Below are 17,720 nucleotides of genomic sequence, written 5' to 3' on the forward strand. Positions count from 1 at the left end.
CAGATCTCCAGCGAGGACATGCTGGAGATGGCCGCCGCCGGGTCGAAGGTGCTCCACCTGCGCTCGGTCGAGTACGCCCGGCGCTTCGGCGTGAAGCTGCACGTGCGCTCGTCGTTCTCCCAGCACGAAGGCACCTGGGTGCTGCCCGGCCCCGACGACACCATCGCCCTCCAGGAAGGGGAACCCTTGGAACAGCCCATCATCTCCGGCGTCGCCCACGACGACTCCGAGGCCAAGCTGACGATCTCCGGCGTCCCGGACGTGCCCGGCAAGGCCGCCGACATCTTCAACCTGATCGCCCAGGCCGGCACGAACATCGACATGATCGTGCAGAACGTCTCCGACGACACGAAGACGACCAACATCTCCTTCACCCTGCCGGGTGCGGACATCGAGAAGTCGGTGCAGATCCTGACGGACAACAAGGAGCAGATCGGCTTCGAGGAGCTGGACTACGTGCCGCAGGTCGGCAAGGTCTCTCTCGTCGGCGGCGGCATGCGCCACCACCCGGGAGTCTCGGCGCGGTTCTTCACCGCCCTGCGCGACGCCGGCATCAACATCGGCCTGATCTCCACCTCGGAGATCCGCGTCTCGGTGATCACCGACATCGAGGACCTGGGCCGTGCGGTGCAGGCGATCCACACCGCCTTCGGCCTCGACGCCGACCAGGAGGCCACGGTCTACGCCGGCACCGGCCGCTGAGGCACTCCCCGGCTCCACGCAGCGATGGCTCTGGAGCTCGGGCCTGAACCCTCGCCGAAGAACACGGGGGGGGGTCGGGCCCAAGTTCCAGAGTCGTCGTCTGGGTGCCCGGATCACCGCATCGCGGCGGCCAGCTGCTCCGCGTTCAGCGTCCGATCGGCGTAGACCAGCCGGACCGCCTCCGGGTCCGGATTGCCGGCGTCGGGCCCGCGGTGCTGCAGACTGAGACCGAGTTTCTCCGCCACCCACGCCGAGGCGCCGTTGTGCTCGAGCAGATAGGCCGCCGCCGCCCGCGAGGCGTCGACCTCGACGGCCGCCTCCAGCCCGCATCGCCCGACCCAGCTCCCCAGGCCTCGTCCCTGGGCCTCGACGGCGAAGCGATACCCCAAGTTCCACAGCAGCTCTCCGCGCACCGCACAGCCGCCGTGGCCGAGCAGCATCCCGGAGCCGGCGTCGCGGACGATCCACTGCCCCAGGCCATGCTCCTCCCAGGAGCGCCGCCAGCCGTCGAGCAGCCGGCGGGTCTGCGCCGCGTCGACGTGCCGCCCCGAGGGCAGATGGGTCCAGACGCGGGGATCACGGTAGAGCTCGTGCACCTCGGAGAGGTCGGTCTCCGCCGGGCGATGCAGCTCGGCACCAGAGGTGGGACCATGGGACGCCGGAGGCTTCATGGCCCCGACTCTAGGACTCCGGACCGACGCCCGGCGCGCACCCGCCTCGGCAAACGAGGTAGAAGACCCGCAGACACGCAGCAGGCGGCAGGTCGAGCCCGGTCGGGCCGTCCTGCCGCCTGCGCATATGGTGCGAGAGACGATCATGAGTGTAACCCACGTCCCAGCCGAGATTCAGACTCCTCGCGGAGTCTCCGTGATCCCTGACCACGAGCACCGCGAGCGCGCGGCCGCGCACCAGCGCGCCGTCGCCGGCTATGCCGACGCCTTCCTCGCCCGCCGGCACGCCGGAGAGAAGCACCCCGTCGAGGACTTCCTGTTCACCTATTACTCGCACTCCCCCGGCCAGCTCTCCCGTTGGCACCCCGGCGCCGGGATGATCCTCGAAGGCGCCGGCGCCTCTGAGGCGGCCGGCTGGAAGTTCTACACCGCTGTCGACGACGGCACCGCGACCGGCGGGGCGACGGTCGACGTCGTGCGCTTCCGCGAGGAGCGCGCCTCGATGATCGGCTTCGCCCGGCGGCTGCTCAGCGCGACGGCGGCCCGGCCGGCGCAGCTGGGCTGCTTCGGTCTGCACGAGTGGGCGATGGTCTACCGCTCCGAGCAGCACGGCCAGCGCCACGATCAGGTGCCGCTGCGGCTGGGCTCGGCCGGCACCGACGCCGTCGTCGAGGAGCAGAACATCCGCTGCACGCATTTCGACGCCTTCCGCTTCTACACGCCCTCGGCCCGGCCGTTGAACGCGCTGCAGCCCACCCGCGAGACGCAGGTGGAGATGGAACAGCCGGGCTGCCTGCACGCGAACATGGACCTCTACAAGTGGGCCTATAAGCTCATCCCGGCAGTCAGCGCAGATCTGCTGCTGGACTGCTTCGATCTGGCCTGGCGCATCCGCGAGCTGGACATGCGCGCCTCGCCCTACGACCTCTCCGACTGGGGCTATGAGCCGGTGCGCATCGAGACGCCGCAGGGCCGGGCGGAGTACGCCCGCGCGCAGCGGGGCTTCTCCGCGGAGGCGCAGCGGCTGCGGGAGCGGCTGCTGGCGGTGCTCGACGCCGTCGACGAGCTCGCCGAGACCTGAGCACCCGTCCAGAGCGACCATCCGAATAGACCGCCCCGAGCGGCTCAGATCATCGCGCGGGCGGCATCGACGCAGCGCAGCGCCGCAGCATGGTCGACACGGGTCAGCGCGAAGGCCGAGGTCACCAGGGAGGCGCAGGCCTCGGCGTCGCGGTCCAGCAGCTCCGGCTCCGGCTCGCCGTCGCCCGCTCTGCGGCCTGCCCGCGCGGCGGCCAGGCCGCGGCGCATCGCCGCGCGCAGCTCTTCGCGATAGGCGGCCACCTGCTCGGCCACCGCATGCTGCCGGCTGATCGGGGCCGAGGCGGCGTTCATCAGCAGGCACCCGTGCCGCCCGGGAGCAGAGGCGGCGTCGGCCAGCGCCTCGCGCAGACCGTCCAGGTAGGCCGCCAGCGCGCCGGCGTCCACTGGATCCTGCTGCATCGGACGCAGCCGCGGACGGATGACCTCGTCGAGGTAGCTCTCCACGCAGGCATCGAATAGCCCCCGCTTGCTGCCGAAGGCCTGATAGATGCTCGAGCGCCCGAGTCCGGTGGCACGCTCCAGATCGGGCACTGAGGCCTGCTCGTAGCCGTACTCCCAGAACACCGAACGGGCGGCGACGACGGCGTCGTCGGTCGCGAACTCCCGCGTGCGTGGCATGGATCCTCCGTTCGGCCCCTTGTGTGATGACTGGTCCAGAATATACTGGAACAGTCATTCCAAAAAGGCTCGCCGGCACCGCCTCCCCGGTCCGGCCCAGAAAGGCGGACACTCATGTCGTCCACGAATGCCAGCACCAGCACCCAGATCCAGCTGGTCAGCCGTCCCGCCGGCTGGCCGACGCCGGAGAACTTCCGCACCGTCGAGGTCGAGCTGCCCGCGCTCGGCGAGGACGAGGTCCGCGTGGCCAACGAGTTCATCTCCGTCGACCCCTACATGCGCGGCCGGATGAACGACGTGAAGAGCTACGTCCCGCCCTTCGCGCTGGAGGAGACGATGACCGGCGGCGCCGTGGGCCGCGTCGTCGCATCCCGTTCCGCGGATCTTCCGGTCGGCGCGCCGGTGCTGCACCAGCTCGGCTGGCGCGACGTCGCCCAGGCCGAGGCGAGCGCCTTCCGCCCGGTCGCCGAGATCGAGGGTGCCCCGCTCTCGCTGCACCTGGGCGTGCTGGGCATGACCGGTCTGACGGCCTACGTCGGCCTCACCCGCATCGCCGGGCTGCGCTCCGGCGACACGGTGTTCATCTCCGGCGCCGCCGGCGCCGTGGGTTCGACGGCGGGCCAGATCGCCCGGCTGCTCGGCGCCGAGCGCGTCATCGGCTCGGCCGGATCGGCGGAGAAGGTCGAGCTGTTGACCTCGAAGTACGGCTTCGACGCCGCGGTCAACTACAAGGACGCCCCGATCCGCGAGCAGCTGCCGGACCACGCCCCCGACGGCGTCGACGTCTTCTTCGACAACGTCGGCGGAGACCACCTGGAGGCGGCGCTGGACGTGATGAACACCGGCGGCCGCCTGGCGCTGTGCGGGGCGATCGCCAGCTACAACGCCGAGGCTCCGACTCCCGGTCCGGACAACCTCAGCGCGCTGATCACCCGCAGCCTGCGCATGGAGGGCTTCACGCTCGGCGGGCACTTCGACCTGGCCGGCGAGTACTCTCAGCGCATGGCCGAGTGGTTCGCCGCCGGGGAGATCACCTATGACGAGACGGTGGTCGACGGGATCGAGCACGCCGTCGACGCCTTCCTGGGCATGATGCAGGGCAGCAACACCGGCAAGATGGTCGTCCGCACCAGCTGAGCCGCCGCCCCGGAGAGGTCAGGGCAGGGTGACTCTGTGGCGCGTGCGGGAGTGCCTGAGCATTCCCACACGCGCCACAGAGTCATCCCCGGCCGGAGCACCACCCGGGGCGGAGCGACCGCCGTGGGAGCGCTCAGACGCGGGCGGTCTCGCGCTCGAGCACCTCGCGCATCTGCGCGGCGGTGTGCCGGCCGGTGAAGATCTCCGAGCCGTTCTCGAAGGCCCGACCGGCGGCCAGCTCGCCGGCGTCGACGACGTCGAAGCCCAGGCTGTCGACGAAGGCGGACACCAGGGCCTTGGCCCCGGCGTCGTCGCTCGCCACACCCAGCGCCCGGCGATCCCCCGCACCGGCGGGCTTCGCCTCGACCTCGAGCTCGCCGTAGCCGATGTGGTTCAGCGTCTTGACCAGACGCACGTCGCCGAGGAACTCCCCGACGACCTCGGAGGTGGAGCGGGTGCCGTCGAACTCGGCGAGAAATCCGTCGACGCCGACCCAATAGTTCATCGCGTCGACGACCACCTGCCCCTGCAGCGCCGAGGCGTCGAGGCTGCGGTACCTGTTCAGCGGCACGGCGACGATGATCAGGTCGGCGTCGGCGAGATCCTGCGGATCCGCGGCCGCGGCCCCCGGCACGACGACTTCGGTGAGCAGGCGGTTCTCCTCGGCCGGCCGGCTGGTCGCGATCTTCACCGTATGGCCGGCCCGCACCGCCTGACGCCCGACGGCGGTGCCCACGCGACCGGCCCCCAGGACCCCGACGGTCAGCTGCTCTCCGCTCATCACATGCTCCTCCCATCGTGGATGCGGAGGGTGGCGCAACGACCCTCCGCAAGTATTCTCGATTTGAAATAACAGGGGAGCCCGCCGCGGCATTCCCGGTCCCGGCGTGGTGTCGGCGACACGTCCCGCCCTCTCAGGGAACGGCCGGCGCGTCCAGGCGGAGGGCTTCGCGGGCCAGTGCCACCGCCGCCGGGTCGGAGGCCAGCCACTCCTCGGCCGTGGTGTCGGTGATGATGTCCGGATCCAGCGGCAGCAGCGAACCGTCCCCCAGCGGCGTGCGTCCCAGCGGCAGACGCACCACGCGGCGCACTCCGGCAGGCCCGTCTCTCCGACGACGGGCCACCACCCGCCGCGCCAGCTCGGCGATGTCGAGCACCTCGGGGCCGCAGACCTCGAACAGCCGCGGCGGGTCCGCGGCGAGCGCCAGATCGGCGAGCACCTCGGCGACGTCGGCCGCCGCCGTCGGCCGCGCCCGCGCCCCGGGGACCACCGCCGTGCCGCGGCAGGCCAGCATCTGCATCATCTGCTCGGCGAACTCGAACCATTGGGTCGTGCGCACCACGCAGACGCCGCGGCCGTGCACGCGCCAGCTCTGCTCCTGGCGCACCTTCGCCCGGTAATAGGGCATCCACCGATTCACCGACGGGGAGTCGGCGTTGACGATGGACAGACACACCACCCGGGCCCCGGCGGCGTCGGCGTCGTCGAGCGCGCCGAGCACTGTGGCCGCGGCCCGGGCGAAGAAGTCGCCGGCCGTGTCGGCGGCCAGGGTCTTGCGATCCAGGCAATCGACCACGGCGTCGACGCCGACGAGTGCGGCGGCCAGCGCGCCGCGGTCCAGCACGTCGACGCCGTCGGCCCGGCTGATCGGCACGACCTCGAGACCGCGGCGGCGCAGCGACTCCGCGACGCGCCGCCCCACAGTGCCGGTGGCACCGAGCACGGCGATGCGCTGTGTCATGGTTCCTCCTGATCGGCGGGGCCTGTCGGACCGGGCGCCGCAGTCGGGTCGTCCCGGCCGGGTCACACCCTCGACACCGTGGCACGCAGGGCGCGGAGTCGGCCAGACCCGCCGCCCCGTCGCCCGCGCCGGCCCGCCTCAGCTCACTGCAGCGCGACCCGCAGCCCCAGCCCGCCGAGGGCCAGCCCGGTGACCGAGTCGAGCACCCGGCGCACGCGGCGGCGCTGCAGCCAGCGGGAGGCGCCGTCGATGACCAGCGCCAGGGTGACCAGCTGGACGATGCCCAGCGCGGGCAGCGTCATGGCCATCGCGCCCAGCCACCAGACCGACATGTCCGCGGTCATGAACTGCGGGAAGAGCGCCAGATAGAACATCAGCACCGCCGGGTTGGTGATGTTGGTCAGGAATCCCTGCCGGTAGCCGCGGGCGGCGACGCCGGAGGTGTCCACCAGCCCGACGTACTCGCCGCGCCAGGCCGAGCGCAGCGCCTGCAGCGCCAGCCAGGCCAGATACGCCACGCCGATCCAGCGGATCGTCTGCAGCAGCGGCTGCGACTGGGCGATCAGCACCCCCAGGCCCGCGGCGGTGAGCACGCCCTGGATGCCCACGGCGGTGGTCACCCCGAGGGCGGCGGCCACTCCCCCGCGCCGCCCGCTCATCAGCGAGTTCTTCAACACCACGGCGACGTCGGCGCCGGGAGTCAGCACGACGGCGGCGGCGATCGCCAGGAAGCTCAGATAGGCGCTCCATTCCATGACGCCCAGTATGCCGTCCGCCGCGTCCCTCCTGCGGGCCCGGCCCCGGAGATCACCGGCGATCCCATATCCCGCACCTGACGATTCCGTAATCCAGTAAGGTCAGGCTAAACTGTTGCGCCGCACACGTCGCACGGTCCTACCCCGGGCGACCGGACCCGACACCGGTCCGCGGGACGGGCACCGAGCAGGCATCGACAGCACAGAGGACAGGACCGACGACATGAGGATTCGAGCAGCTGCGGGCGTGGTCATCGCCGCCGCGACTCTGGCGGCCACCGGCTGCGGCCCGTCCGAGCCGGTGGAGGACCCGGCGTCGTCAGGATCCGAGGCCGCCGCCGGCGAAGGAGCGACGGAATACCCGCTGACCCTGCAGAACTGCGGACGGGAGATCACCGTCGACGCCCCGCCCGACCGCGCAGTTTCGCTGGACCAGAACTCCACCGAGATCCTGCTCTCGCTCGGGCTCGAGGATCGGCTCGCCGGGACCGCCTCCTGGACGGACCCGGTGCTGGGCGACCTCGCCGAGGCCGAGTCCGAGGTCCCCCGCCTGGCGCAGAACGCCCCCACCTATGAGGTCGTGCTCGACGCCGAGCCGGACTTCATCACCGCCTCCTTCGGCCGGCACTTCACCACCGAGGGCGGCGTGGCCTCCCGCGACCGCTTCGCCGAAACCGGCCTGGAGTCCTATCTCTCGCCGACCGACTGCGAGGACGGCCGCTCCATCAACGGCGGCGGCACCCGCACCCGGATGCTGGAGACCGAGTCGCTCTACACCGAGATCCGGCAGCTCGCGCAGATCTTCGACGTCCCTTCGCGCGGCGAGGACCTGGTGGAGGATCTGCAGCGCCGCGCCGACGAGGCGCTGGAGGGCGTCGACGCCGACGGCGCGACCGTCGCCTTCTGGTTCGCCGACACCCGCACTCCCTACGTCGCCGGCGGTTACGGCTCCGCGGCGCGCCTGGCGGAGACGGCCGGGATGCAGAACGTCTTCGCCGGCACCGCCGACGACTGGCCGGCGCGCAGCTGGGAGACGATCGTGGAGAAGGACCCCGACGTGCTCGTCCTCGGCGATCTGCAGCGCGACCGGTTCCCCGGCGACCTCCTGGAGGAGAAGATCGAGTTCCTCGAGTCCGACCCGCTGACCCGGAACCTCGAGGCGGTGCGGCAGGAGCGCTACATCGCGCTGCACGGCGCCGAGATGAACCCCTCCATCCGCTTCGTCGACGGACTGGAGACGATCGGAGAGTTCTGGACGGAGCAGGACGATGAGTAGTCCCGCCGCTCCGGCGGCCCGCCCCGCGCCGCCGTCGACCGCGTGCGACGCCGCCGACGCCGTCGCCGTCGCCGTCTCCCCGACCGAGGGTTCGTCGCCCCCGAGCTCGCCGAGCGCCCGGACGACGGGCACCGCCCGGCGTGCGGCCGGCCGGGCGCGGGCCGCGCTGACCTCGGCGTCCCTGGGCCTGGGCGGTCTGGCGCTGCTGGTCCTCTCCGTGGGCGCGGCCGTCACCCTCGGACCCGCCGAGGTCTCGCTGGTCAACGTCCGCGACGTCGTGCTGAACCACCTCGCCGACGCGCAGATCCCGGTGCGCGTCTCGGAGGACGCCATCGTCTGGCAGGAGCGCCTGCCGCGGGCTCTGGTCGCCGCCGCCTGCGGCGCCGGCCTGGGACTCTGCGGAGCGATCATGCAGTCGCTGCTGCGCAATCCGCTCGCCGATCCCTACGTCCTGGGAGTCTCCTCCGGCGCCTCCACCGGCGCGGTCGCCGTGGGCGTCCTCGGCCTCGGCGGCGTCGGGCTCGGACTCTCCGGAGGAGCCTTCCTCGGCGCCCTGGTCGCCTTCGCCCTGGTCCTCGCGCTGTCCCGGCTGGCCGGCGGCGGCCATGACCGCGTGGTCCTCGCCGGCGTGGCCGGCACCCAGCTGTTCTCCGCGCTGACCTCGCTGATCGTCTTCGCCGTCGCCGACTCCCACGAGACGCGCGGGGTGATGTTCTGGCTGCTCGGCTCGCTGGAGGGCGTGCGCTGGGACGACGTCGCGCTGAGCGCCGGGGTGGTCGCCCTCGGCACGCTGATCTGCCTGCGCAGCGCCCACGCGCTGGACGCCTTCGCCTTCGGCGACGAGATCGCCGCCTCCCTGGGCCTCTCCGTACGGAAGGTCCGGCTCGGCCTGCTGCTGCTCACCGCCCTGATGACCGCCACGCTGGTCAGCGTGGCCGGAGCCATCGGATTCGTCGGCCTGGTGCTGCCGCATGCCGCGCGCCTGCTGGTCGGCCCCCGGCACGTCCGACTCATCCCGACCACCGCCGTGCTCGGCGCGATCTTCATGGTGTGGGTCGATGCCGGCTCCCGCGTCGCCTTCGCCCCGACGCCGCTGCCGGCGGGCGTGGGAACCGCGCTGATCGGCGTGCCGGTGTTCGTCGCGCTGCTCGCCCGGCGACGGAGGAGAGCATGAGCCTGCACGCCGAATCCGTCAGCTGGTCCCGCGGCGGCGCGCTCATCGTCGACGGGGTGACGCTGCACCCGACCCCCGGCGCCACAGTCGGCCTGCTGGGCCCCAACGGCTCCGGGAAGTCCTCGCTGCTGCGCCTGATGCAGGGCGTCATGCGCCCCTCCTCCGGCGTGGTGCGCCTCGACGACGACGAGCTGGGCTCCGTGCCGCGCCGTCGGCTGGCCCGGCGGGTCGCCGTGGTCGGCCAGCATGCCGACACGGACATGGACATCCGCGTCGAGGACGTGGTCCGGCTGGGCCGCATCCCGCACCGCGGCGCCTGGGGCGGCGATCCGACCGCCGACGCCGCGGCCGTCGCCGAGGCGCTGGAGCAGACGGGGCTCGTCGAGAAGGCGGACCGGCTGTGGCACACGCTCTCCGGCGGCGAGCGCCAGCGCGCCCAGATCGCCCGGGCGCTGGCCCAGCAGCCCGACGAGCTGCTGCTCGACGAGCCGACGAACCATCTCGACATCCGGCACCAGCTGGAGCTGTTGACCCTGGTGACCCGGCTTCCGGTCACCTCCGTCGTCGCACTGCACGATCTGAACCTCGCCGCGATGTACTGCGACCATCTGGTCGTGCTGCGCGACGGCGCAGTGGTCGCCGGCGGCGATCCGCACGAGGTGCTCACTCCGGAGCTCATCGCCGAGGTCTACGGCGTCGCGGCCGAGGTCCGCCACGACGCCGCGCGCCGGCGGGTGGTCGTCTCCTTCGACCCGACGGCCGCCCTCCCGGCCGTCGGCGGCTGACCGGGCCGGCAGGCCCGATCAGAACAGTCCGACGATGTTCCCCTCGTCGTCGATGTCGATGCTCTCGGCCGCCGGGGCCGAGCCCAGCCCGGGCATGGTCTGCATGGTCCCGCAGATCAGGTAGATGAACCCGGCCCCGGCGGAGAGGCGGACCTCGCGGACCGGCAGCCGCCAGCCGGTCGGGGCGCCGGGCAGCGTCGGGTCGGCCGAGAGCGAGAGATGCGTCTTGGCCACGCACACCGGCAGCCGCCCGTGGCCCTCGGCGATGAACCGCTCCAGGTCCCGCTCGGCCGCCGCGGAGAAGTCCACGCCGTCGGCACCGTAGACCTCGGTGGCGATCGTCTCGATCTTCTCGCGCAGCGGGGTCTCGTCGCGGTAGAGGAACTGGAACTCGCTGTCCTCCTCGGCGGCCTCGGCGACGGCGTCGGCCAGCTCGGCGGCTCCGGCGCCGCCGTCGGCGAAGTGGGTGGACAGCGCGCAGCGCGCGCCCTCCTCGGCGGCGACCTCGGCGATCGCGCGGTGCTCGGAGTCGTAGTCGGTCGGGAAGGCGTTGACCGCCACCACCGGGGTGACCCCGTGGCGACGGACGATGCGCAGCTGCGCGCGCAGGTTCTCCGCGCCGAGGCGGACCTCCTCCGGCCGTTCCGCGGTCATCTCCTCGGGCAGCGGCCTCCCCGCCACCACCCGGTGCCGGCCGGAGTGGACCTTCAGCGCCCGCACCGTGGCCACCACGACGGCGACGTCGGGGGTCAGCCCGGAGATCCGGCACTTGATGTTGAAGAAGCGCTCGGCGCCCATGTCCGCGGAGAAGCCGGCCTCGGTGATCAGGTAGTCCCCGCAGCGGCTGCCGATCAGGTCGGCGACGACCGAGGAGTTGCCGGTGGCGATGTTGCCGAAGGGGCCGCAGTGCACCAGCGCCGGCGTCCGCTCCAGCGTCTGCATCAGATTCGGCCGGATCGCCTCGCGCAGCAGCACGGTCATCGCCCCTGCGGCCTTGATGTCCTCGGCGGTGACCGGCTCGCCGTCGCGGGTGCGGCCGACGACGATGCGTCCCATCCGCGTCCGCAGGTCGCGCAGCGAGGTCGACAGCGACAGTGCGGCCATGATCTCCGAAGCGGCGGTGATCTCGAAGCCGGTCTGGCGCACCGGTCCGTGGGCCGTCGGACCGAGTCCGGTGACGATCTGCCGCAGCGAGCGGTCGTTGACGTCCATCGTCCTCCGCCAGGTCACCTGCTCGGGATCCAGGCCGGAGGGGCTGCCGCGGTGCAGGTGGTTGTCGATCATCGCCGCCAGCTGGTTGTGCGCGGCGGCGACGGCGTGCAGGTCGCCGGTCAGATGCAGGTTGAGCCGGTCCATCGGCACCACCTGGCTGTAGCCGCCGCCGGCGCCGCCGCCCTTGATGCCCAGGCTGGGCCCCAGCGAGGGCTGGCGCACGGCGACGACGCCGCGCCGTCCGGTGTGCCGCATCCCCTGGCCCAGCCCCACTGCCGTGGTGGTCTTGCCCTCCCCCAGCGGCGTCGGCGTGATGGCGGTGACCAGCACGTACTTCGCCCGTGGCCGGTCGGCCAGCCGCTCGATCGCGGCGAGGTCGATCGTGCCCACTCCGCGGCCGTAGGGCTCGACGAGGTCGTCGTCGAGTCCCATGCTCGCCGTCAGCTCCTCGAGCCGGGCCAGATCGGCCCCGGAGGAGATCGCCAGGCTGTCGGCGGCGGTGGTGCGCCCCTCGTGCGATGTCGTGGTCATGCCGCTCCTCCTTCGTCGAGGCGTTCGAGCTCCTCCAGCTGCGCCAGCAGGTCCCGGCGCCGATGCTCGGTCTCCGCGATGGCGTTGAACGTGTAGAAGTGCAGTCCGTCCGGCGGGATCTCCCCCTCGGCCGGCGGCGCCGCCAGCTCCGTCGCCGTGGGAGCGGGGTCCCACCGTCCCGGGGCGACAAGTCGGGCCAGTCCGCCGCCCTGTCCGCCGCGCAGCCGCGAGGTGAGGAAGCGCAGTGAGTCGCCGACGCCGATGCGGCGGCCCACCCGCAGCAGTCGCGAGGTGCCCACCACGCCGGGCAGCCCGGCGACCAGCCGGGCGCTGATGCCGTCGTCGCGCAGCGTCGCCGCCCACCCGCGGACGGCCTCGGCGTCCAGGCACATCTGCGAGACCACGACGTCGGCGTGCCGGCTCTTCCTGCGCAGCCCGTCGCGCAGCGCCTCGTCCGGGATGTCCGGGTGGCCCTCCGGATAGCCGCCGACGCCGAGCCGCAGCTGCGGGGCCAGCCGGGCGACGGCCTCGAGCAGCTGCTCGCCGTCGTGGAAGCCCGCCGTCGCGCCGTCGGGGGCGCCGACGCCGGAGTCTCCGCCGACGACGAAGACCTCCTCGATCCCGGCGGCGGCGAGCCGCTCCAGCATCGCGGCCAGCTGGTCCTCGCCGGTGAGGTGCGCGGCGGCCAGATGCGGCACGGTGCGGTGACCGCGCCGGGAGAGCTCCGCGGCGACGTCGACGGTGGACTCAGGCCCCTTCGCCGGCGAGGAGGTGACCGTCACCGTGACCTCGGCGGGCAGCCGGGCGGTCACCTCCTCGACGACGCCGTCCAGCGGCAGCACCTCGAAGCGCGCCTCGGCCAGCATCTCGCCGAGCCGCCGTCGCGTCTCGCGGGCCAGCCCCGAGTCGGGGGCGGTGGTGCGCCGCATCCTGCTCACCTCATCCCGAGATCGGCGAGGCGGGACCGCCGGCGCCCGCGCCGTCGGAGGCCGCGCCGTCGCTGAGATCCTGCTTGGGCGTGTCCTTGGTCGGGTCGACGAAGGGCTTCGGCACCACGACCGCCTGGACCACGCCGGACGGGGTCTCGACCTCCAGCTCGGTGCCGGTCTCGCTGAGCTCCATCGGAACCATCGCGTAGCCGATGTTCTGCTCGAGCCGGGGCGAGTGGCAGGCCGAGGTCACGTGGCCGACGCGCTCAGCGCCGCGCCAGACCGGGAAGGACTCGATCATCGAGCCGTCGTTGAAGGTGCCCAGCGGCGGACCGCCGATGGTGATGCCGGCCAGCCGCCGGCTCACCCCCTCGGCTTTGATCCGGGTGAGCGCCTCTTTGCCGATGAAGTCGGCCTCCTGGTCCAGATTGACCATCCAGTCGTAGCCCATCCCCACCTCGAAGGGGTTGGTGTCGACGGTGATGTCGCAGCCGTGGGAGAGGATGCCGGCCTCGATGCGCCGCATGTGGCAGGGACCGATGACCCGCATCCCGTAGGGCTCGCCGGCGGCCCAGACCGTCTCCCAGAGCCGCACGCCGTCGCGGGAGGCGTTCTTGACGTAGATCTCGAAGCCCACCTCGGCGCTGTAGCCGGTGCGGGAGACGACGACCTCCATGCCGTCCAGGGTGTACTCGGCCAGCCGGTAGTAGCCGATGTCGAGCACCTCGGGCCCGAAGACCGCGGCCATCACCTGCGCCGAGAGCGGACCCTGCACCTGGACCGGGCCGACGTCGGCCTCCCGGATGGTCACGTCCATCCCGGAGTGCAGCGCCACGCCGCGGGCCCAGAGCAGGATGTCGCTGTCCGCCAGCGAGAGCCAGAAGTGGTCCTCCCCGAGCCGCAGCAGGACCGGGTCGTTGAGGATGCCGCCGTCCTCGCCGGTGATGAAGACGTACTTGCACTGCCCCACCGCGCACTTGGACAGGTCGCGCGGGATGAGCATGTTGGTGAACTCGAAGGCGTCGGGGCCGGTGATCTCGATCTGCCGCTCGACGCCGGTGTCCCACAGGGTCACACCCTCGAGCAGCGCCCAGTACTCGGCGACCGGATCGCCGTAGTGCCGCGGGTGGTACGTGTGGTTGTAGACGCTGTACATCGCCACGCCGTGCCGACGAGAGGCCCAGAAGAAGGGGGACTTCCGAATCCGCGGGTAGAGCAGGATCCGGGGGTCCGGGACGACTGGACCGACGCTGTCGGTGGTGGTGGCGGTACCCTCGCTGACCGTCATGGGGAACCTCCGCTGGTGTCACATCATCGGGACACCTCCAGCGTGTCACCGTGTCGCGTATCACACAATAGGTTGCGTCATGCGAGACGCCACCTGTTGCTCGCACCCCCGCGCCGCGGACTACTCTCGAAGCCCATGAACCCTGCATCCGCTCCTGCCGAGCACCCGGAGGACGGCCGGGAGGACGACGCCCGCCGGACTGCGCCGTCGGCCTCCACCGGCGCTCTGGCCGCGGCCGCGCCGACGACGGCCGAGTCCTCGACGACGGTGCGCTCGGTGGACCGTGCGCTGCAGATCCTGCACATCCTCGCCCGCGACGGCGAGGCCACGCTCAGCGCGATGGCCCGCGAGCTGGGCGTGCACAAGTCCACCGTCGGCCGGCTGGTCGAGACGCTGGCCGGCCACGACATGATCGAGCCGCCGACCCGCGCCGACGGCTTCCATCTGGGCGTGGGGTGCCTGCGGCTGGCCGGCGCGACCGCCGCCCGGCTGGACCTCAGCGTCGAGGCCCAGCCGGTCTGCGACCGGCTCTCCGCCGAAGTCGGCGAGACCACCAACGTCGCGATCACCCGCGACGGGGTGGCGATCAACGTCTGCCAGTCCCAGGGCGCCTCCGCGGTGGCGATGCGCAATTGGATCGGCCAGCAGACCGCCCTGCACGCGACGTCCTCGGGCAAGGTGCTGCTCGCCCACCTGCCCGCCGACCAGCGGCAGGACGTCGTCGCGGCGGGCCTGGACGCGTTCACCGCGCACACCCTCGACGCCGCGCACCTCGACGCGGAGCTCGGCGCCATCCGCGGCCAGGGCTTCGCCGAGGCCCTCGAAGAGTACGAGGAGGGGCTCAACGCCGTCGGCGCTCCTGTGCTCGACCACAGCGGCGAGGTCGTCGCCGCGATCAGCGCGGCCGGCCCGGCCTACCGTCTGCCCTCCGAACGGCTGCCGGAGATCCGCACGGCGGTGCTCCACGCCGCCGCCGAGCTCTCCCGGCGCATGGGGCACCCGGGCGGCGCCGACTGAACCTCGACCCGACCCCGGACGCGCTCAGTCCTTCATCCGGACATGCTCCGGGTCGAAGGGCGCCGTCCGCCCGACGGTCAGCACCCGCACCGGCTGGCGGACGGCGAGGATCTCCACGGCCAGCTGCGTGCCCTCGACGGCGACCTCCGGCGGCAGGTAGGCCAGCAGCAGGTGCTCGCCCAGCGACGGCGCCGGCCCGGCGCTGGTGACGTAGCTGCGTCGTCCGCGGGCGTCGCGCAGCGGCGAGCCGTCCGGCGCGAGGATCGGCTCGTTGCCGGCGGGGAACCGCGGCTCGGCCGCCCCGGGACCGTCCATGACCAGCGAGCAGAGCACCGCGGCCGGCTCCTGCGCGCGCACGGCCAGATAGGCCTCCCTGCCGAGGAAGTCGGCGCTCTTCACCCGCGGCAGCGCCAGCCCGGCCTCGACCGGGTCGCGATCCGGGGCCAGCTCGGCGCCCATCAGCCGGTGGGCCTTCTCCAGCCGGCCGGTGGTGCCGTACACGCCGGCGCCGGCGGGCACCGTCCCGTGCGGACGGCCGGCCTCGACCAGCGCGTCCCACAGTGCGACGGCGTGCTCGGCGGCGGTGTGGATCTCCCAGCCGAGATCGCCGACGTAGGAGATCCGCACCATCAGCGTCGGGATCCCCGCCAGCGTCACCTCCCGGGCGGTGCCGAAGCCGAATCCGGCGGCGGAGACGTCCTCGTCGGTCAGCGCGGCGACGACGTCGCGGGCCCGCGGGCCCCACAGCCCGATCGCCGAGGTCGCCGAGCTCAGGTCGGTCACCGTCACCCGGCCGCGGGCCGAGGCCGGCAGGCGCCGGCGGATCCAGGCCAGGTCGCGGGCGCCGTCGGCGGCTCCGGTGATGATCCGGAAGCGCTGCTCGTCCAGCCGCAGCATGGTCAGGTCCGCGCGGAAGCCGCCGCGGGCGTCGAGCAGCGGGGTGTAGATGACCCGACCGGGCTCCTTGTCCGCATTCGCGACGGCCAGATGCTGGACCGCCTCCAGCGCCCCGGGGCCTGTCACGTCGAAGACGGCGAAGAAGCTGAGGTCTATCATCGCGGCCCGCTCGCGCATCGCCAGGTGCTCGGCCTCGATGATCGGCGACCACCAGCGGGCGTCCCACTCGTGCAGCCGCCGCTCGACGCGCTCGCCGTAGTCGGCCAGCAGCCGCTCGTTGCTGCGGTACCACTGCGGACGCTCCCAGCCGGCGGCCTCGAAGAACTCCGCACCGAGGGCCTCGGTGCGCAGCTGCAGCGGACTGGTCCGCGCCGGCCGGTGGCTGGCCCACTGTTCGCGCGGATGCACGATGCCGTAGACCTTGGGGAATCCTTCGGCCGCCCGGGCGCGGGCATGGTGCCGGGTACGGGCATGCGGGGCGAAGCGCGTGACATCAGCACCGTGGACGTCGATCTCGCTGGCCCCGGCCGTCATCCACTCGGCCACCGCCCGCCCGACGCCGGGGGCCTCCTTGATCCAGACCGCCGCGGCCGACCACAGGCCGGCGACCTCGGCGGTCTCGCCGAGCACCGGGGCTCCGTCGGGAGTGATGGACAGGAGCCCGTCGACTGCGTCGACCACACCGACGTCGTCGCGATCCACCAGCGTGGGGAACAGCTGCTTCGCATGGGCCAGCTGCGGAGCGAAGTCGGCCTCGCTGAAGGGCATCTCCGTCGGCGAACGCTGCCCGGGACTGCCCACCGGCGGAATCTCGGCGGGGTCATGGAGGATCGGCCGGTGGGCGTAGGAGCCGATCTCCAGATCGGCGCCGCGCTGGCGCTCGTACATCCGCGCGTCCATATCGCGGACCAGCGGCCGGGAGATGTCCTCGCCGGTCTCGGCGAGCTCGTCGATCGGGCCGATGTCCATCATCTGGTGCACCGCCGGGGTCAGCGGCACCGAGGCGCCGGCCAGCGCGGCGACCTGGGGACTCCAGACCCCGCAGGCGACGACGACCTGTTCGACCTCCACCCGGCCGCGCGAGGTGTGCACCGCGCGGACCCTGCCGCCCTCGACGTCGAAGCCGGTGATCTCGGTCTCGGGCAGCATGCGCAGCGCGCCGAGCTCCTCGGCTCGGGAGCGCATCAGTTCGCCGGCGCGGATCGGATCGACCACCGCCCCGGTGGGCGTGTGGAAGCCGCCGATGAGCAGGTCCTCACGGATCCAGGGCACCAGCTCGCGGATGCGCTCCGGCGAGATCAGCTCGGCGTCGACGCCCCAGGCATGCGCCGAGGTCAGCCGGCGGCGCAGCTCCTGCAGCCGTTCCGGCGTGCGGGCGACCTCGATGCCGCCGCAGCGGATCAGCACGTCGAGTTCGGCGTACTGGCGCGTCGAGTCCAGCGTCAGCTCGGTGATCTCCTTGGAGTGGTCCACCGGGAAGACGAAGTTCGACGCGTGGCCGGTGGATCCCCCGGGGTCGGGCAGCGGCCCCTTGTCCACCAGCAGGATGTCTCGTCGGCCCAGCTCGGCCAGATGCCGCACCAGGCTGCTGCCCACGATTCCGGCGCCGATCACCACGACCTCGGCGCGCTCCGGGACGGTCTCCATCGCACTCACCCCGCTGCCAGCTCTCCTCGCGGCGGTCGCCGTCGCAGACGACGACGATGACCCTCCCAGAGTAGCCCGCGGGTGACGGTGATCACCAGGAATTCCGGGCGACCCGCTCCGTCGCCGGCCTCGGCGACCGAGTCCCGGCGAGACGGTCCTGCACCGGCGCCGCGCGCCGGTCGCACAGCCGGTAGACTCGTCGGGCAAGCTCGCGGAGCGCGCTCCCCCGGCGCGTGAG

The 17,720-nt window shown here is 72.6% G+C and carries 16 protein-coding genes; 7 read left to right on the forward strand and 9 right to left on the reverse strand.

Going from position 1 to position 17,720, the window contains the following annotated elements; translation table 11 throughout:
* A partial coding sequence (locus GCL72_RS08105; RefSeq protein ID WP_153144213.1) for an ACT domain-containing protein occupies positions 1–702 on the forward strand: 702 nt, incomplete at its 5' end.
* Between the two features lie 113 nt (positions 703–815).
* On the opposite strand, the gene GCL72_RS08110 is transcribed toward GCL72_RS08105, so the two are convergent.
* Positions 816–1,373, reverse strand: coding sequence for a GNAT family N-acetyltransferase (locus GCL72_RS08110; RefSeq protein ID WP_153144214.1), 558 nt, complete (start codon positions 1,371–1,373; stop codon positions 816–818).
* Between the two features lie 145 nt (positions 1,374–1,518).
* Here GCL72_RS08110 and GCL72_RS08115 point away from each other — a divergent pair, with 145 nt between their 5' ends.
* Entirely contained in the window at positions 1,519–2,454 is a 936-nt protein-coding gene (locus tag GCL72_RS08115; protein WP_425486771.1) for a 3-methyladenine DNA glycosylase, read from the forward strand.
* A gap of 44 nt (positions 2,455–2,498) precedes the next feature.
* On the opposite strand, the gene GCL72_RS08120 is transcribed toward GCL72_RS08115, so the two are convergent.
* Positions 2,499–3,092, reverse strand: a complete 594-nt coding sequence (locus tag GCL72_RS08120; protein ID WP_153144216.1) for a TetR/AcrR family transcriptional regulator — start codon at positions 3,090–3,092, stop codon at positions 2,499–2,501.
* A 114-nt stretch (positions 3,093–3,206) separates the two neighbouring features.
* On the opposite strand from GCL72_RS08120, the gene GCL72_RS08125 reads away from it, so the two are divergent.
* Positions 3,207–4,229: an NADP-dependent oxidoreductase gene (locus GCL72_RS08125; protein ID WP_153144217.1), complete on the forward strand. Its 1,023-nt coding sequence runs from the start codon at positions 3,207–3,209 to the stop codon at positions 4,227–4,229.
* 133 nt (positions 4,230–4,362) lie between these two features.
* Here GCL72_RS08125 and GCL72_RS08130 read toward each other — a convergent pair whose 3' ends face one another.
* The 3 genes from GCL72_RS08130 to GCL72_RS08140 all read right to left on the reverse strand — a co-directional run bounded on the left by GCL72_RS08130 (position 4,363) and on the right by GCL72_RS08140 (position 6,726).
* Complete coding sequence (locus tag GCL72_RS08130; RefSeq protein WP_153144218.1) at positions 4,363–5,010, reverse strand: NADPH-dependent F420 reductase; 648 nt, start codon at positions 5,008–5,010, stop codon at positions 4,363–4,365.
* A 133-nt stretch (positions 5,011–5,143) separates the two neighbouring features.
* A complete protein-coding gene (locus tag GCL72_RS08135) occupies positions 5,144–5,971 on the reverse strand; it encodes an SDR family oxidoreductase (protein WP_153144219.1) in 828 nt (275 codons plus the stop codon).
* 143 nt (positions 5,972–6,114) lie between these two features.
* Positions 6,115–6,726, reverse strand: coding sequence for a LysE family translocator (locus tag GCL72_RS08140; protein ID WP_153144220.1), 612 nt, complete (start codon positions 6,724–6,726; stop codon positions 6,115–6,117).
* A gap of 223 nt (positions 6,727–6,949) precedes the next feature.
* Here GCL72_RS08140 and GCL72_RS08145 point away from each other — a divergent pair, with 223 nt between their 5' ends.
* Genes GCL72_RS08145 through GCL72_RS08155 form a run of 3 tightly spaced genes read left to right on the forward strand, consistent with a single transcriptional unit; the run spans position 6,950 to position 9,961 of the window.
* Positions 6,950–8,002 (forward strand): ABC transporter substrate-binding protein, encoded by a 1,053-nt coding sequence (locus GCL72_RS08145; protein WP_153144221.1) that lies wholly within the window; start codon positions 6,950–6,952, stop codon positions 8,000–8,002.
* Positions 7,995–9,176: a FecCD family ABC transporter permease gene (locus tag GCL72_RS08150; protein WP_153144222.1), complete on the forward strand. Its 1,182-nt coding sequence runs from the start codon at positions 7,995–7,997 to the stop codon at positions 9,174–9,176. Before GCL72_RS08145 ends, GCL72_RS08150 begins: the two co-directional genes overlap by 8 nt.
* Positions 9,173–9,961 (forward strand): ABC transporter ATP-binding protein, encoded by a 789-nt coding sequence (locus tag GCL72_RS08155; protein WP_153144223.1) that lies wholly within the window; start codon positions 9,173–9,175, stop codon positions 9,959–9,961. Before GCL72_RS08150 ends, GCL72_RS08155 begins: the two co-directional genes overlap by 4 nt.
* Positions 9,962–9,979: 18 nt before the next feature.
* Here the strand turns inward: GCL72_RS08155 and GCL72_RS08160 are convergent, their stop codons facing one another.
* The 3 genes from GCL72_RS08160 to GCL72_RS08170 are packed head-to-tail and all read right to left on the reverse strand — an operon-like array spanning position 9,980 to position 13,921.
* A complete protein-coding gene (locus GCL72_RS08160; protein ID WP_211365005.1) occupies positions 9,980–11,704 on the reverse strand; it encodes a formate--tetrahydrofolate ligase in 1,725 nt (574 codons plus the stop codon).
* A complete protein-coding gene (locus GCL72_RS08165; protein WP_153144224.1) occupies positions 11,701–12,633 on the reverse strand; it encodes a methylenetetrahydrofolate reductase in 933 nt (310 codons plus the stop codon). The genes GCL72_RS08160 and GCL72_RS08165 overlap by 4 nt, the downstream gene beginning before the upstream one ends.
* Before the next feature lie 10 nt (positions 12,634–12,643).
* Complete coding sequence (locus GCL72_RS08170; RefSeq protein ID WP_153144225.1) at positions 12,644–13,921, reverse strand: glycine cleavage T C-terminal barrel domain-containing protein; 1,278 nt, start codon at positions 13,919–13,921, stop codon at positions 12,644–12,646.
* Between the two features lie 135 nt (positions 13,922–14,056).
* On the opposite strand from GCL72_RS08170, the gene GCL72_RS08175 reads away from it, so the two are divergent.
* Positions 14,057–14,938 (forward strand): IclR family transcriptional regulator, encoded by an 882-nt coding sequence (locus GCL72_RS08175; protein ID WP_153144226.1) that lies wholly within the window; start codon positions 14,057–14,059, stop codon positions 14,936–14,938.
* A 24-nt stretch (positions 14,939–14,962) separates the two neighbouring features.
* On the opposite strand, the gene GCL72_RS08180 is transcribed toward GCL72_RS08175, so the two are convergent.
* Positions 14,963–17,482, reverse strand: coding sequence for a GcvT family protein (locus tag GCL72_RS08180; protein ID WP_153144227.1), 2,520 nt, complete (start codon positions 17,480–17,482; stop codon positions 14,963–14,965).
* Between the last annotated feature and the right edge of the window lie 238 nt (positions 17,483–17,720).

The organism is Nesterenkonia halophila (assembly GCF_009467795.1).
Classification (GTDB): Bacteria; Actinomycetota; Actinomycetes; order Actinomycetales; family Micrococcaceae; genus Nesterenkonia; species Nesterenkonia halobia.

Coding starts and splice junctions, on each gene's coding strand:
- GCL72_RS08120 (WP_153144216.1), bottom strand. CDS start 3,092: ATGCCACGCACGCGGGAGTTCGCGACCGACGACGCCGTCGTCGCCGCC.
- GCL72_RS08130 (WP_153144218.1), bottom strand. CDS start 5,010: ATGAGCGGAGAGCAGCTGACCGTCGGGGTCCTGGGGGCCGGTCGCGTG.
- GCL72_RS08150 (WP_153144222.1), top strand. CDS start 7,995: ATGAGTAGTCCCGCCGCTCCGGCGGCCCGCCCCGCGCCGCCGTCGACC.
- GCL72_RS08125 (WP_153144217.1), top strand. CDS start 3,207: ATGTCGTCCACGAATGCCAGCACCAGCACCCAGATCCAGCTGGTCAGC.
- GCL72_RS08110 (WP_153144214.1), bottom strand. CDS start 1,373: ATGAAGCCTCCGGCGTCCCATGGTCCCACCTCTGGTGCCGAGCTGCAT.
- GCL72_RS08145 (WP_153144221.1), top strand. CDS start 6,950: ATGAGGATTCGAGCAGCTGCGGGCGTGGTCATCGCCGCCGCGACTCTG.
- GCL72_RS08165 (WP_153144224.1), bottom strand. CDS start 12,633: ATGCGGCGCACCACCGCCCCCGACTCGGGGCTGGCCCGCGAGACGCGA.
- GCL72_RS08180 (WP_153144227.1), bottom strand. CDS start 17,482: ATGGAGACCGTCCCGGAGCGCGCCGAGGTCGTGGTGATCGGCGCCGGA.
- GCL72_RS08170 (WP_153144225.1), bottom strand. CDS start 13,921: ATGACGGTCAGCGAGGGTACCGCCACCACCACCGACAGCGTCGGTCCA.
- GCL72_RS08135 (WP_153144219.1), bottom strand. CDS start 5,971: ATGACACAGCGCATCGCCGTGCTCGGTGCCACCGGCACTGTGGGGCGG.
- GCL72_RS08160 (WP_211365005.1), bottom strand. CDS start 11,704: ATGACCACGACATCGCACGAGGGGCGCACCACCGCCGCCGACAGCCTG.
- GCL72_RS08175 (WP_153144226.1), top strand. CDS start 14,057: ATGAACCCTGCATCCGCTCCTGCCGAGCACCCGGAGGACGGCCGGGAG.
- GCL72_RS08155 (WP_153144223.1), top strand. CDS start 9,173: ATGAGCCTGCACGCCGAATCCGTCAGCTGGTCCCGCGGCGGCGCGCTC.
- GCL72_RS08115 (WP_425486771.1), top strand. CDS start 1,519: ATGAGTGTAACCCACGTCCCAGCCGAGATTCAGACTCCTCGCGGAGTC.
- GCL72_RS08140 (WP_153144220.1), bottom strand. CDS start 6,726: ATGGAATGGAGCGCCTATCTGAGCTTCCTGGCGATCGCCGCCGCCGTC.